Source organism: Stenotrophomonas sp. 109824_Sma, assembly GCF_056480025.1.
In genome coordinates this window covers 246078-259985 of the sequence record NZ_CM151078.1, presented here as the reverse complement: position 1 = coordinate 259985, position 13908 = coordinate 246078, and the positions used below count along the sequence as shown (strand labels likewise).

11 protein-coding genes and 1 riboswitch are annotated in these 13908 nt (G+C 66.9%); of the genes, 7 read left to right on the top strand and 4 right to left on the bottom strand.

Features of this window, described 5'->3' with window-relative positions; all coding sequences use genetic code 11:
• Positions 1-3: 3 nt before the first annotated feature.
• Positions 4-1509: a CoA-acylating methylmalonate-semialdehyde dehydrogenase gene (locus ACZK1G_RS01075; RefSeq protein WP_049399840.1), complete on the bottom strand. Its 1506-nt coding sequence runs from the start codon at positions 1507-1509 to the stop codon at positions 4-6.
• Positions 1510-1624: 115 nt separating this feature from the next.
• Here ACZK1G_RS01075 and ACZK1G_RS01070 point away from each other — a divergent pair, with 115 nt between their 5' ends.
• Both ACZK1G_RS01070 and ACZK1G_RS01065 read left to right on the top strand, forming a co-directional pair.
• The gene (locus ACZK1G_RS01070) at positions 1625-2992 is read left to right on the top strand and encodes a helix-turn-helix domain-containing protein (RefSeq protein ID WP_053494643.1); all 1368 of its coding nucleotides are present in this window, start codon (positions 1625-1627) and stop codon (positions 2990-2992) included.
• Between the two features lie 412 nt (positions 2993-3404).
• Entirely contained in the window at positions 3405-4358 is a 954-nt protein-coding gene (locus ACZK1G_RS01065; RefSeq protein ID WP_101764741.1) for a DUF1028 domain-containing protein, read from the top strand.
• A 97-nt stretch (positions 4359-4455) separates the two neighbouring features.
• Here ACZK1G_RS01065 and ACZK1G_RS01060 read toward each other — a convergent pair whose 3' ends face one another.
• A complete protein-coding gene (locus ACZK1G_RS01060; RefSeq protein WP_101764740.1) occupies positions 4456-6348 on the bottom strand; it encodes a patatin-like phospholipase family protein in 1893 nt (630 codons plus the stop codon).
• Between the two features lie 194 nt (positions 6349-6542).
• On the opposite strand from ACZK1G_RS01060, the gene ACZK1G_RS01055 reads away from it, so the two are divergent.
• From ACZK1G_RS01055 to pncA, 4 genes are all read left to right on the top strand, one after another.
• Positions 6543-7592 carry a bifunctional nicotinamide-nucleotide adenylyltransferase/Nudix hydroxylase gene (locus ACZK1G_RS01055; RefSeq protein ID WP_236251698.1) on the top strand — a complete coding sequence of 350 codons (1050 nt, stop codon included), beginning with the start codon at positions 6543-6545 and terminating at the stop codon, positions 7590-7592.
• A gap of 63 nt (positions 7593-7655) precedes the next feature.
• Entirely contained in the window at positions 7656-9065 is a 1410-nt protein-coding gene (locus tag ACZK1G_RS01050) for a nicotinate phosphoribosyltransferase (RefSeq protein WP_101764738.1), read from the top strand.
• A gap of 149 nt (positions 9066-9214) precedes the next feature.
• A riboswitch (cobalamin riboswitch) is annotated at positions 9215-9429 on the top strand.
• Positions 9430-9590: 161 nt separating this feature from the next.
• Positions 9591-10277 carry an epoxyqueuosine reductase QueH gene (locus ACZK1G_RS01045; RefSeq protein ID WP_014035611.1) on the top strand — a complete coding sequence of 229 codons (687 nt, stop codon included), beginning with the start codon at positions 9591-9593 and terminating at the stop codon, positions 10275-10277.
• A 55-nt stretch (positions 10278-10332) separates the two neighbouring features.
• Positions 10333-10959, top strand: a complete 627-nt coding sequence (gene pncA / locus ACZK1G_RS01040) for a bifunctional nicotinamidase/pyrazinamidase (RefSeq protein ID WP_101764736.1) — start codon at positions 10333-10335, stop codon at positions 10957-10959.
• Between the two features lie 286 nt (positions 10960-11245).
• Here pncA and purU read toward each other — a convergent pair whose 3' ends face one another.
• Positions 11246-12097, bottom strand: coding sequence for a formyltetrahydrofolate deformylase (gene purU, locus ACZK1G_RS01035; protein WP_101764735.1), 852 nt, complete (start codon positions 12095-12097; stop codon positions 11246-11248).
• A 114-nt stretch (positions 12098-12211) separates the two neighbouring features.
• Here purU and ACZK1G_RS01030 point away from each other — a divergent pair, with 114 nt between their 5' ends.
• Positions 12212-13123 (top strand): LysR family transcriptional regulator, encoded by a 912-nt coding sequence (locus tag ACZK1G_RS01030; protein WP_101764734.1) that lies wholly within the window; start codon positions 12212-12214, stop codon positions 13121-13123.
• Between the two features lie 26 nt (positions 13124-13149).
• Here the strand turns inward: ACZK1G_RS01030 and ACZK1G_RS01025 are convergent, their stop codons facing one another.
• Positions 13150-13905, bottom strand: a complete 756-nt coding sequence (locus ACZK1G_RS01025; protein ID WP_147416463.1) for a hypothetical protein — start codon at positions 13903-13905, stop codon at positions 13150-13152.
• Positions 13906-13908 lie beyond the last annotated feature (3 nt).

Sequence of the window (13908 nt, the reverse complement as noted above, 5' to 3'; positions counted from 1 at the left end):
CCGTTACTTCAGGCTGATCGTGGTGTTGACGCCATGGCTCAGCGTCTCGTCATCGAACCAGCGCGCGGTGACCGTCTTGGTCTGGGTATAGAACAGCACCACCTGCTTGCCGTACGGGCCCAGGTCGCCCAGCTTGGACGCGCGCGAACCGGTGAACGAGAACAGCGGCACCGGCACCGGGATCGGCACGTTGATGCCGACCTGGCCGACGTCGATGTCTTCCTGGAACTTGCGCGCGGCAGCGCCGGACTGGGTGAACAGCGCGGTGCCATTGCCGTTCGGGTTGCTGTTGACCATCGCGATGGCCTCTTCCAGCGTTTCCGCTTCGAGGATGACCAGCACCGGCCCGAAGATTTCTTCCTGGTAGATGCGCATGTCGGTGGTGACACCGGCAAAGATGGTCGGGCCGACGAAGTTGCCCTTCTCGAAACCATCGACCTGCGGCTTGCGGCCATCGAGCACCAGCTTGGCGCCCTGCTCCACGCCCGAGGCGATCAGGCCTTCCACGCGCTCGCGGGCGCTGCAGGAAATGACCGGGCCGACATCGGTGCCGGCCACGGTGCCGCCGCTGACCTTCAGGGTCTTGGCCTTGGTGACCAGGTCCTGCACCCAGTTGCGTGCTTCACCGACCAGCACCAGGGTGGAGGCGGCCATGCAACGCTGGCCCGCGGCACCGAAAGCAGCGCCGACCATCGCGTTGAGGGTCTGTTCCTTGTTGGCGTCCGGCAGCACCACGGCGTGGTTCTTGGCGCCCATCATGCACTGCACGCGCTTGCCGGCCAGCGAGGCACGGTTGTAGACGTGGGTGCCGACGCGGGTGGAACCGACGAACGAAACGGCCTTGATGTCCGGGTGGTCGCAGATCGCGTTGACCACTTCCTCGCCACCGTGGACGACGTTCAGCACGCCCTTCGGAATGCCGGCTTCCAGGGCAAGCTCGACCAGGCGCATGGTGACCATCGGGTCCTGCTCGGACGGCTTGAGGATGAAGGTGTTGCCCGTTGCAATCGCCATCGGGAACATCCACAGCGGGATCATCGCCGGGAAGTTGAACGGGGTGATGCCGGCGCACACGCCCAGCGGCTGCATGATCGTGTAGGTGTCCACGCCATTGGCCACGTTGTTGGCCAGCTCGCCCAGCTGCAGGTTGCCGATGGCGGCGGCATGCTCGACCACTTCCAGGCCACGGAACACATCGCCTTCGGCGTCGGGCAGGGTCTTGCCCTGTTCGGCGGTGAGGATGTGGGCCAGCTCGCTCATGTTTTCGCGGATCAGCTGCTGGTACTTCAGGAAGATGCGCGCACGGGTGCCGATCGGGGTCTTGCGCCAGGTCTTGAAGGCTTCCTTGGCGGCGGCGACGGCGGCATCCACTTCGCCGGTGGTGGCGAACGGCACCTTGGCCAGCACGTCCTGGGTGGCCGGATTGATCACGTCCTGCCAGTGGGAGGTGGCCGATTCAACGAACTGGCCATCGATCAGCATGCGGATACGGGGCGCTGCAACAGTCATGACGACAATCCCACAGGGTGCGAAAGATGCTTGGCATTATTCACAGCACCCACCTCGATTTCCGGGCTGAATCCGCTTAATCTGGCCAACACGCCAGACGATTCATGTTAATTCTGTGAATTATTCAGCCCCCCAGCGACAACTTGGCCTGCGCCTGCTGCGGCTGCGCGAGCAGCGCGGCTACAGCCAGGCGGATCTGGCACGGGCGCTGGGGCTGTCGGCCAGCTACCTGAATCAGATCGAGCGCAACAAGCGCCCGCTCACGCCGGCGGTGCAGAAGAAGCTGGGCGAGGTGTTGGGCGATGTTTCTTCCCTGTTCGACGACGATGAGCCCGCCGCGCTGCAGGAAGCACTGGGTGAAACCCTGCGCGACCTGGGCCTGGCCGAGGTCAGCGCCACCGAACTGCGCGCGCTGGCCGGCAACCTGCCGCAGGTCAGCCGCGCCCTGCTGGACCTGCATCGCCGCCACCTGGCGCTGCGCGAGCATGCCGCCGCACTGGAATTCCAGCTGGGCGAGCCCGGCGCCGGCAGCACCCTGCCGGCCGGCGACCAGGTACGCGAATTCTTCAACCGCATGCACAACCACATTCCCGAGCTGGACGAGCTGGCCGAGCAGCTGTTCGCCGAGTGGGGGCTGTCGCCCGGGCATGTGGCGCCGCGGCTGCGCCAGCTGCTGGCCGACCGCCATGGCGTGCTGGTGGAAGTGGCCGCCCTTCAGGCCGGGCGCGAGAAGCGGCAATACGATGCCGGTGCGCGGCGGCTGTGGCTGCCCGATTACCTGGAGCCCGGCCAGCAGGCGTTCCAGATGGCGGCCGAGCTGGCCCTTCACGGCTACCTGCCGCAGATCGATGCAGTGGTGGCGCGCGCCGGGTTCACCGATGAGGCACGCATCGCGCAGGCGCGGATCGGTCTCTCCAACTATTTCGCCGGCGCGTTGGTGATGCCGTACATGCGCTTCCTGCGGGCGGCCGAAACCAGCAGCTACGACATCGAACTGCTGGCGCATCAGTTCGGCGTCGGCTTCGAAGCGGTCTGCCATCGGCTGAGCACGCTGGCACGGCGCAGTGCGCCTGGCCTGCCGTTCTTCTTCATCCGCGTTGACCGCGCCGGCAATGTGTCCAAGCGCCATTCGGCCACCGATTTCCATTTCTCGCAGGTGGGCGGTTCGTGCCCGCTGTGGATCGTCTACGAGGCGTTCAACCAGCCCGGCCGCATCCTTACGCAGACGGCGCGCATGCCCGATGGGCGCCGCCATTTCTGGCTGGCGCGGCAGGTCAGCAGTGGCCCGGTGGGCCATGGCCAGCCGCGCAAGACCTTCGCGGTGGCACTGGGCTGCGATCTGCAGCATGCCGAGCGGCTGGTGTATTCACTGGGACTGGATGTGCAGAGCCCGGGCAACTCGGTATCGATCGGCCCGGGGTGCCGGGTGTGCCCGCGCGAGGACTGCATGCAGCGTGCGTTCGCGCAGTTGCCGGGGCGGTAGGGGTGGTTCGGCAGGGCTGCGCCCTGCACCTGCTTCAATCCAAGGCAACAGCAAAAGCAACAGCGGGCTTTCCGTGGGATGGCGGGGTGGATCCGGTTGCGGGGGACGCTGCAAGTACGTCCATGTAAGCTCGGTCGCCGCATCCATGCGGCTCACGCCCCCGCAACCGGACCCACCCCGCCTTCGACAGTTTCCCGCTGCTGTTGGTGGGTGCTGACCGTTGGTCGGCACGCTGCTGTTGGTGGGTGTCGACCTTGGTCGACACGGTAGATCCATGCCATGCGTGGATGTTCTTCGATGAAGGTTCGAAATATTCGATTTCGATGGGATTCCATCCACGCATGGCGTGGATCTACTAAACCTTTCGTGCGTAGGCTGCATCCCATTGCAATGCCTGCCCACGGAGTTGGCCATGTTCCTGCTGCGTTCCTGCCTGGTCCTGCTGCTCGCTGCCTGCGCTGCGCCGGCGTGGGCGACGTTCTCCATTGCCGCCTGCAACGAGGCCGGCGACTGCGGGGTGGCGGTGGCCACGCACAACCTGGCGGTCGGGGGCGTGGGTGTGCCGTGGGCACAGGCGAAGGTGGGCGCGGTCGCCAGCCAGTTCGAGACCAACCCGACCTATGGGTCGAAGGGTCTGGAGTTGATGGCCAAAGGCCGCACGCCTGCCCAGGTGCTGAAGCAGCTGCTCGATGAAGACGGCAACTTCGATGGCACCACGCTTGCCGAGCGCCAGGTGGGGCTGGTCAGCGCGCGCGGCGGCAATGCGCAGTACACCGGCGCTACCGCGCAGCAGGCGGATTGGGCAGGTGCGCAGGGCGAAGGCATGCTGAGCGTGCAGGGCAATGGCCTGGCTGGGCCGCAGGTGCTGGCCTCGATGCAGCGCGCCTTCGCCGCAACACACGGTGAATTGGCGGCGCGCCTGCTGGCGGCGCTGGAAGCTGGCCAAGACGCGGGAGGCCAGCGCAGCGGGCAGTGGTCGGCGGCGCTACTGGTGCGCACGCCAGGAGGCGACTGGCAGGACACCGACCTGCGCGTGGACGCCGACCCACGCGCGGTCGCGAGGCTGCGCGAGCTGTACGACATGCGCCTGTCCAACGAGGCGATCATCCAGGCCGAGCAGCGTTGGGAGAACGGCGATGTGGCAGGTGCGCGCACTGCGCTGGCGACCTCGTTGTCACTGGCCCATGGCTGGGACCGCACCTGGGCGCGCGCTGCGCGCCTGGCCATGCGGCAAGGTGATATCGCGCTGGCCCGCGAATACCTGGCCGGCCTGCGTGCGCTCAATCCGGGCTGGGTGAAGCAGGAGCTGGCATTGCCCTTGTATGCGCCATTGCAGGGTGATGCGGTGGTGGCGCCGTGGCGATGAGGCACCGCAGGGGGTCGGATCCGTTTTCCTGCGGAAAACGGATCTGACCCCCATTCGAGATGCATCCATGCATGGCGTGGATCTACCGAGGACCGGCTCAGTAGATCGGCGTCACCTTCATCTGCGGCAACGGGCGCGGTGCACCGTCGGTGAGGTCGGGGCCGAGGTCCTCCCAGGTGCGTCCCTGCTCGACCATCAAGCCCCACAGCTGCTGCGAGGCCAACCGCTTGTCTTCCGAACCCAGCTTGTATGACGGTGGCGTCGGTTCACCGCGGGCAACCATCGCGTATGCCGCGCGATAAGCCAGCACCTGCTGTGCCGGGTCATCGGTGCGCGCCACTTCCAGCGTGTAACGCTGGTAGGCCGAGGCCAGGTTGCGCCAGCGGATCCAGTAGTGGTTCTCGAACGAGAACGAACAGAAGCGCGCACCGGCCAGGCTGCCCTTGTCGGCGATGCGGGTCAGCACCTCCTGCGGCATGTCCAGGTTCATGCCGCCTTCGTCGCCCTGCAGGCTGACGTGCACGATACGGTCGCGGTAGCCCGGCGCACGCGCCTGCAGCAGGTCGCGCCAGTTCTGCATGGTCGCCACCACCGCGAACAGGAAGCGGCCCAGCTCCGCAGCGGCCAACGGCGTGGCGATCGACTGGTAGGTGCGCTGCCAGCCGTGGCGGTTTTCGGTGGGCAGGAACACGGCATGTTCCAGCGCCTGGCGGCCACTGCTGCCGTGGCTCACATCTTCGGCATGCTGCGGGTAGACCAGATTGATGGCGAACGTCGGCCAGCGCGGCAGGGCGGCGTCGAACAGGTGGATCGGGAAGTTGCTGCTGATGCCACCATCGGAGAACCAGCAGATGCGGAACGCGGTGATCACCGGGCCACAGGTCTGGCCGGCACTGGTCAGCCCTTCCATGCTGTCGGCCACGTTGTGCTCCTGGTCGGCCGCAGGCGCGGTCGGTTCACAGCGGCGTTCGCGGCGCGAGGGCTCATGCAGCGGCACCGCGCTGATCAGCAGCGGGAAGCTCAGGCTCATGCGCGTGGCCACCAGCACCGGCAGCTTCGGGCCCTGTGGCAGGTGGTAGTACTGCCGTCCTTCCACCTCCAGCGGCGGGCCGGCCTGCTTCACCAGCCACTGCACCACGCTGGCGGGGAACAGCTGCTCGAACTCCTCGCGCAGGAACCAGAACTGCGCGCCGCCCAGCGGCAGCGTGCGCGGCTCGTTGTGCGACACGCAGGTGGTGATCATCTGCAGGCTGATCGCATGCGGGCTGTCCGGCTCACCGGCGTAGCGCGGCGCGTCGTGCAGGTCGGCGAAGGTGAGCGGTGCATCCAGCGGCTTGCCGGACAGCTGCTGCAGGCATTCATGCAGCCACTCGGTCAATGCCGGCGTGCGTGCATCGCGGCCGAGGCCGCTGCACAGGCCCAGCAGGTTGCGCCGCGCCACCCGTGCCACACGCAGCGCGGCACCGGCCACACCCGCACCGTACGCACACAGCAGTGAGGGCAGCAGCGTGGCGGCCACGCCGCTCCAGCCACCGCCCCACCAGCCGAGGCCGAGCAGCAGCGCCAGCGACACCAGCACTTCCAGCGGCGCGATCTCGAATACCGCGACGGCCAGGCACAGCAGTTTGTGCGGCAGGCCGGCATTGCCGGTCAGCACCACCAGCAGCCGGTAGGCCGCGCGCGCGCCCCGTGCCGGCTGGAACAGGCTGTAGATGAAGCCGCGCCGCGACAGCTGCGCCGACACCGCCGACAACCCGCCGTAGCCGGCATCGCCGGGCAGATGTTCGCCCGCCTGCTGGCGGCGATCACCGCATGCCGCCGCGGCCGCCACGGCTGCGGCGATGGCGCCCGCCGAAGTGCCGCCGATGCTCTTGAAGCGATACTCGCGCGCCAGCGCCAATACCGCATTGGGGTACACGATGCCGCTGGTGATGCCGCCTTTCATGACCAGATCGCAGTACTTGTCCGCCACTGTCTTGCCCCCGAGCATGCCGTCCGCCGCGTGGGTGCCAGTATGGCGCAGAGGCTTCTCAGGGCCTGAGAACAGCAGCGCAGTCCCGGCAGGAATCTTCGGTGTTCAGCGGAAGGCATGCCTGCAGGCTTGACCCGCCCCGCCATCGGCGTAGCATCTGCAGCAAGCCAAGGGACAGACCCGCGGCTGCCACAACGACATGAGGGATTCTCATGGAATTCGACTATCTCGTCTTCATCGGGCGATTCGAGCCCTTCCACAACGGCCACGCCGCCGTTGCCCGCCTGGCCCTGAGCCGGGCCCGCAAGCTGATCTTCCTGGTCGGCTCTGCCGATATCCCCCGCAGCCTCCGCAATCCCTGGACCGTGGCCGAACGCGCCGTGATGATCCAGGCTGCCCTCGATGGCCACACCGACCGCCTGCTGATCCGGCCCCTGCGCGACCACCTGTACAACGAAGCGCAGTGGATTGCCAACGTACAACGCCAGGTGGCCGAAGCCCTGCGCAACGATGGCGCCGCTGCCGATGCCAAGGTGGGCCTGATCGGCATGGACAAGGATGCCTCCAGCTACTATCTGCGGGAATTCCCACAATGGCCGCTGGTGGACGTGCAGCACACCGCCACCCTGTCGGCCACCGAGCTGCGGCGCTACCTGTTCGAGGCCGGCGACGTCGACTTCCACGGTGCGCTGCTGATGCTGCGTGGCAATGTGCCGGCGCCGGTGTACGACATGCTCGAAGCGTTCCGCAAAAGCGCGCCTGCCTATGGCCAGCTGGTGGCCGAGTACCGCTTCATCGAACAGTACAAGGCCGCCTGGAAGGATGCGCCGTACGCGCCCACCTTCGTCACCACCGATGCGGTGGTCGTGCATTCGGGCCACGTGCTGCTGGTGCGGCGCCGTTCGGAACCCGGCAAGGGGCTGTGGGCGCTGCCCGGCGGCTTCGTCGGCCAGGAGCAGAGCCTGCTCGACAGCTGCCTGCGCGAACTGCGCGAGGAAACCCGGCTGAAGATTCCGCTACCGGTGTTGAAGGGGTCGTTGAAGGGCCAGCAGGTGTTCGACCACCCCGACCGCAGCCAGCGTGGTCGCACCATCACCCACGGCTTCCACTTCGAGTTTCCGGCCGGTGACCTGCCGCCGGTGCGCGGCGGCGACGATGCCGACAAGGCGCGCTGGATACCGGTGAGTGAAGCACTGGACATGGGCCCGCAGCTGTTCGAAGACCACCTGCACATCCTGGAGTATTTCCTCGGCCGCGGCTGACCGGCCCGGCTTCCCACTGGCGGATAGACCGCCGGTGTCACTCGACGCGAAGGAGCTTCCGTCATGCACTACCTCGATAATCTTCTCCTCAACACCGACAGCTACAAGGCCAGCCATTGGCTGCAGTACCCGCCGGGTACCGATGCCACGTTCTTCTACGTGGAATCACGTGGCGGCCTGCACGATCGCACGGTGTTCTTCGGCCTGCAGGCGATCCTCAAGGACGCCCTGGCACGGCCGGTCACCCACGCCGACATCGACGACGCTGCTGCGGTATTCGCCGCCCATGGCGAACCGTTCAACGAGGCCGGCTGGCGCGATATCGTCGACCGGCTTGGCGGCCACCTGCCGGTGCGCATCCGCGCCGTGCCGGAGGGCAGCGTGGTGCCCACCCACCAGGCACTGATGACCATTGAATCGACCGATCCGGCCGCGTTCTGGGTGCCCTCGTACCTGGAAACGCTGCTGCTGCGCGTGTGGTACCCGGTCACCGTGGCCACCATCAGCTGGCATGCACGGCAGACCATTGCCGCGTTCCTGCAGCAGACCAGCGACGACCCGCAGGGGCAGCTGCCGTTCAAACTGCACGACTTCGGCGCGCGCGGCGTCTCGAGCCTGGAATCGGCCGCGCTGGGCGGTGCCGCGCACCTGGTCAACTTCCTCGGCACCGATACCGTCTCGGCCCTGTGCCTGGCGCGCGCGCACTATCACGCGCCGATGGCCGGCCATTCGATTCCCGCCGCCGAGCACAGCACCATCACCAGCTGGGGCCGCGAGCGCGAGGTGGACGCCTACCGCAACATGCTGCGCCAGTTCGGCAAGCCCGGTGCGATCGTAGCGGTGGTGTCGGACAGCTACGACATCTACCGCGCGATCAGCGAGCACTGGGGCACCACCCTGCGCGATGAAGTGATTGCCTCGGGCGCGACCCTGGTCATCCGCCCCGATTCGGGTGACCCGGTGGAGGTGGTGGCCGAAAGCCTGCGCCGGCTGGATGAAGCCTTCGGCCACACCCTCAACAGCAAGGGCTACCGCGTGCTCAACCACGTGCGGGTGATCCAGGGCGATGGCATCAACCCGGACACGATCCGAGCGATCCTGCAGCGCATCACCGACGACGGCTACGCCGCCGACAACGTGGCCTTCGGCATGGGCGGTGCGCTGCTGCAGCGGCTGGACCGCGATACCCAGAAGTTCGCGCTGAAGTGTTCGGCCGCACGGGTGGACGGCGAGTGGATCGATGTCTACAAGGACCCGATCACCGACGCCGGCAAGACCAGCAAGCGCGGCCGCATGCGCCTGCTGCGGCGCCTGGATGACGGCAGCCTGCACACGGTGGCATTGCCTTCCAGCGGTGACGACACGCTGCCAACCGGCTTCGAGGACGCGATGGTGACCGTGTGGGAGAACGGCCGGTTGCTGCACGACCAGCGGCTGGATGAGATCCGCGCGCGGGCGGCGGCGGGGCATTGAAGGTGCATCCCGACCGGGGTCAGAGCCCGCTGCGTGGCAGCGGGATCCGACCCCTTCCTTCCGCTGGGGTCGGATCCCGTTGCAGCGCAACGGGCTCTGACCCCGATGCCCCTTGACCCTGGCCAGCAACGCGTCCACCGTGGGCACGCCGAAGGTATCCCTGCCGTAGTTGTCATCGCGGCAGGGATTTAAACGGGAATCCGGTGAAGGCGCTTCGCGCGCCCATTCCGGAGCTGCCCCGCAGCGGTGAATGGAAACGAATCCTGCCAACAGCACTGGGCTCACGCCTGGGAAGCGGCGGGTAGTAGGTGGGCTGCGGCCCGTGTCCATCAGCCCGAATACCGGCCCCGGCCGGGGGACACGACCGTCCCCTGACTCGACCTGGAATCTCCGCGGGGAGGTTGCCGGGGCCGCCGTCGTCCTGCGCGTGCAGGCGGTGTGGCCGCGCGCGTCCTGTTCACGGTATCCAGCCAGACCCGTTCACCCACGCGCTGATGCATGGGCCACCGCCGTTGCCGGCGGTCCATGCGGTACCTGACGATGACCGAGCTCCAACGCCCCACCCTGACCCTGCCCGCCGACGGCAAGCGCCTGCTGCTGCATTCGTGCTGCGCGCCCTGTTCCGGCGAAGTGATGGAGGCGATCACCGCCTCCGGGATCGACTACGCGATCTTCTTCTACAACCCCAACATCCATCCGGTGAAGGAATACGAGCTGCGCAAGCAGGAGAACATCCGCTTCGCCGAACAGCACGACATCCCGTTCATCGACTGCGACTACGACACCGACAACTGGTTCAGCCGTGCGCGCGGCATGGAGAACGAGCCCGAGCGCGGCATCCGCTGCACGATGTGCTTCGACATGCGCTTCGAACGCACCGCGCTGTACGCGCACGAGCACGGTTACGACACCATCAGTTCGTCGCTGGGCATCTCGCGCTGGAAGAACATGGCGCAGATCAACGACTGCGGCATTCGCGCCGCGTCGCGCTATGAAGGCCTGCAGTACTGGGACTACAACTGGCGCAAGGGCGGCGGTGCCAGCCGCATGATCGAGATCAGCAAGCGCGAGCAGTTCTACCAGCAGGAATACTGCGGCTGCGTGTACTCGCTGCGCGATGCCAACCGCCACCGCCGCGAGAACGGGCGCGAACGGATCAAGATCGGCCTGCTGTACTACGGGCAGGACGCTGAGGCGCCGCAGGGCGATTGACGTGCAGGCATGGGGCGGCCACGCTGGTCGCCCCTTCTGTTGTACCGGACCTGCCATGACCGCCCTGCCCGCCGATGTCGCCCTGCTGGTGATCGACCTGCAGCCGGACTTCATGCCCGGCGGTGCGCTGGCCTGCGACCAGGGCGATGCGCTGGTGGCACCGATTGCCGACCTGCTGGCACAGCGTCGCTACCGCACCGTGGTGGCGACCCAGGACTGGCACCCGGCCGACCATGCCTCGTTTGCCAGCCAGCACCCTGGCCAGCGCCCGTTTGAGACCATCCTGCTGCATGCACAGCCACAGACCTTGTGGCCCGACCACTGCGTGCAGGGCAGCGCCGGTGCCGCGCTGCACCCGGGCGTGGACTGGACGGTGGCCGACGTGATCCTGCGCAAGGGCACGCGCCAACAGGTGGATTCGTACAGCGCCTTCCGCGAGAACCACGGCCCCGATGGCGAGCGCCCGGCCACCGGCCTGGCCGGCTGGCTGCACGAGCGGCGCATCCGCGAAGTGCACGTGTGCGGCCTGGCCCGTGACTACTGCGTGCTGTGGAGCGCGCAGGACGCGGTGAAGTCCGGCTTCCGGGTGAAGTTCCTGTGGGACCTGACCCGGCCGGTGACCGAAGCCAACGACGCGATGGTGCGCGAAGCGCTGGGCAAGGCGGGGATCGCGATCGCCTGAGGCGTGACCGCCGGGCATGGCCCGGCGCTACCGCGCACGTCGCTTATGCCGCTTGCGCGCTCCTGCCCACGACAACACAATCGATTCATCCAGCCCCCAAACTACGCCCCCTACAGATCGCGGGACGGCCGAACCGGGGGCTTTTCATTGGATGAAATCAGGATTCGGTAGTGCCGGCCACTGGCCGGCAACCTCGGGATCTCTGCAGTTGCCGGCCAGCGGCCGGCACTACCGGATAGCACCCGTGGTAGCGCCGGGCCATGCCCGGCGGACGCGGGATGGGCGATTACCGGAACACCACCGTTCGGTGCCCGTTGAGCAGGATGCGGTGCTCCACATGGCGGCGAACCGCGCGTGCCAGCACCAGCGATTCGGTATCGCTGCCCAGCCGCACCAGCTCGCGCGGTGCCATCGCGTGGTCCACGCGGGCCACGTCCTGTTCGATGATCGGGCCTTCGTCCAGATCCTCGGTAACGTAATGCGCGGTGGCGCCGATGATCTTGACCCCGCGCGCGTGCGCCTGGTGGTACGGCTGCGCGCCCTTGAAGCTGGGCAGGAAGCTGTGGTGGATGTTGATCGCACGGCCGGCCAGCGCGCGGCACAGCGTGGGTGACAGGATCTGCATGTAACGCGCCAGTACCACCAGATCGATGCGCTCGCGCTCGACCAGGTCGATGATCTGTTGTTCCTGCACCGCACGCGTATCGGCGGTCACCGGCAGGTGGTGGAACGGTACCTGGTAGGACGCGGCCAATGGCGCGAAGTCGGCGTGGTTGGACGCCACTGCCGCGATGTCGACCTTCAGCTGCCCGCTGTGGGCACGGAACAGCAGATCGTTGAGGCAGTGCCCCTGCTTGCTGACCAACACCAGAAGGCGTGCGCGACGGCGGCCATCATGCAGCTGCCAGTCCATGCCGAAGCCTTCGGCAAGCGTGGCCATGGCGGCATGCACAGTCTCCAGCGGCAGGCCGGCGTCACGGTCGAAATGCACGCGCAGGAAGAAGCGACCGCTTTCCTCGTCGCCGAACTGCTGGGCGTCGAGGATGTTGCAGCCGCGGTCGAACAGCAGGCCGGACACGCGATAGACGATGCCGGTACGGTCGGGGCAGGACAGGGTGAGGATGGAATCGGGGCGCATCGCCCGAGTGTAGGGCAGCGCCCTGCCCGATGGATCGATGGTCACCGATGCAACCGACCTGCTTGGTTCAGTCCCAAGCGATACTTGGGACTCCCCGTGGCAAGCTGGTCGGTCATGAACCTGTTGCAACTGATCCGCAGCTTCACCCGCACCGCAGAGACCGGCAGCATTGCCGCCGCGGCCCGCATCCTTGGCATCAGCGCCACCGCAGTCGGCCAGAACATCAACCGGCTGGAAGCGCATCTGGGCGTACGGCTGCTGAACCGAAGTACGCGCCAGCTGGCCCTCAGCGAGGCCGGCGCGCTGTACCTGGCGCAGGTGCGCCACATCGAAGCCGACCTGGCGCGTGCGCAGGCGATGGTCACTGCCGGTGACATCGAGCCGGCCGGGCCGCTGCGCATCGCCAGCAGCAGCGCCTTCGGTCGCCACGTGCTTGCCCCCTTGCTGCCTTCACTGCAGAAACGCTATCCGCAACTGCAGCTGGAGCTGCGCCTGACCGACCGCGCCGTGCAGCATGGCCCGGAAGCGGTGGATGCCAGCATCCGCATCGGGGCGCAGCTGGAGGATGGCGTGGTCGCGCGGCAGCTGGCGCGCGTGCCGTTCGTGTTCTGTGCCTCGCCAACCTACCTGAAGGCCCATGGCACGCCGCAGGAACCCTCGGAACTGGGCAGCCATCGCGGGCTGCTGCACCGCTTCCCCACCGATGGCCGGCCGCTGCGCTGGGGCCTGCTGAAGGAGGGCCAGCGCGTGGACGCCGCGCTGCCGCCGAGCATGGTCTGCGATGACATCGATGCGCTGGCGTCGCTGGCGGCGGCCGGTGCCGGCATCACCCGGCTGGCCGCGTTCGTGGCCGAGCCGTACCTGCGCGATGGCCGCCTGACGCCGGTGTTCGGCGCCGACACGGCGTGGCGCCCGGAGCCGATGGAGGTCTATTTCTGCGTCAGCGACCGCCGCGACTTCACCGCCAAGATCCGCGCGCTGTTCGAGCATCTGCAGGCTGGCATCGCGCCGGCCTGGCGGGTGTGACGGGGAAGAGCGGAGGGCCTTCGCGGTCAGAAACTCTCCTTCAGGCTCATCAGGTGAGCACTGGCCTCTGCCCATCCTGTCAGGGTGCGCAGGCGCTGCCCATTCCTGAAAACATGGAATACCGGAGTTTCATGGACATCCAGTTCTTTCCAGCCCGCGGGCCCCGCTTGGAGCAACATGGGATGAGAGGGATTGCTTCTGTTCCACTCGCTGACACCCGGCTGCGGCCATGCAGGAGATCGACGCACGACAAAGCGCACGCTGGATCGAATCCATGTCCATTCTGGTTCGTTCATGATCACGTGCATCGCGCGTCGCGAGGGAGCGCATGCCGGACTGACATAGGCGACCACCTCCAATCCCTCCCTGTACGTCCACCCCCGCCATTCCAGCTTTCCACTCGCAAGAGGGTGGAGAACGCCCTGCTGGCCAGGCGCGTTCCGCTCTATCTCGGGAAGTTCATCTACACGCAATGACGCCATCTCACGCAGCGCATTGGCCTCAGCAAAATGTCGAACCTGCACCAGAACCGCGTGCATTTTCCGGTGCGTTGTCTCTGTGGCAATACCTCTCCGCCCCAGTTCTGCATGAATGCATCGGACCTTGCCAAGCCATTTCTCGTCTCCAACGTACATTGAGATGTAGAAGCTGGCGCGGAACGCGGCCTCAAGATCCAGATTGCTCAAACTGCCGCAACCATCCCCTGATGATCTGGAAGACTCCCATGACGAATAGCCATCCACCAGCTTCTCGACTCGGTCTGAAGCGCCAGCGGCCAACATCTC

What these genes read in the sequence shown, in the direction of transcription:
- ACZK1G_RS01075 (WP_049399840.1), bottom strand. Translation starts at nt 1,509, where the DNA reads ATGACTGTTGCAGCGCCCCGTATCCGCATGCTGATCGATGGCCAGTTC.
- ACZK1G_RS01065 (WP_101764741.1), top strand. Translation starts at nt 3,405, where the DNA reads ATGTTCCTGCTGCGTTCCTGCCTGGTCCTGCTGCTCGCTGCCTGCGCT.
- ACZK1G_RS01060 (WP_101764740.1), bottom strand. Translation starts at nt 6,348, where the DNA reads ATGCTCGGGGGCAAGACAGTGGCGGACAAGTACTGCGATCTGGTCATG.
- ACZK1G_RS01055 (WP_236251698.1), top strand. Translation starts at nt 6,543, where the DNA reads ATGGAATTCGACTATCTCGTCTTCATCGGGCGATTCGAGCCCTTCCAC.
- ACZK1G_RS01050 (WP_101764738.1), top strand. Translation starts at nt 7,656, where the DNA reads ATGCACTACCTCGATAATCTTCTCCTCAACACCGACAGCTACAAGGCC.
- ACZK1G_RS01045 (WP_014035611.1), top strand. Translation starts at nt 9,591, where the DNA reads ATGCGGTACCTGACGATGACCGAGCTCCAACGCCCCACCCTGACCCTG.
- pncA (WP_101764736.1), top strand. Translation starts at nt 10,333, where the DNA reads ATGACCGCCCTGCCCGCCGATGTCGCCCTGCTGGTGATCGACCTGCAG.
- purU (WP_101764735.1), bottom strand. Translation starts at nt 12,097, where the DNA reads ATGCGCCCCGATTCCATCCTCACCCTGTCCTGCCCCGACCGTACCGGC.
- ACZK1G_RS01030 (WP_101764734.1), top strand. Translation starts at nt 12,212, where the DNA reads ATGAACCTGTTGCAACTGATCCGCAGCTTCACCCGCACCGCAGAGACC.
- ACZK1G_RS01025 (WP_147416463.1), bottom strand. Translation starts at nt 13,905, where the DNA reads ATGTTGGCCGCTGGCGCTTCAGACCGAGTCGAGAAGCTGGTGGATGGC.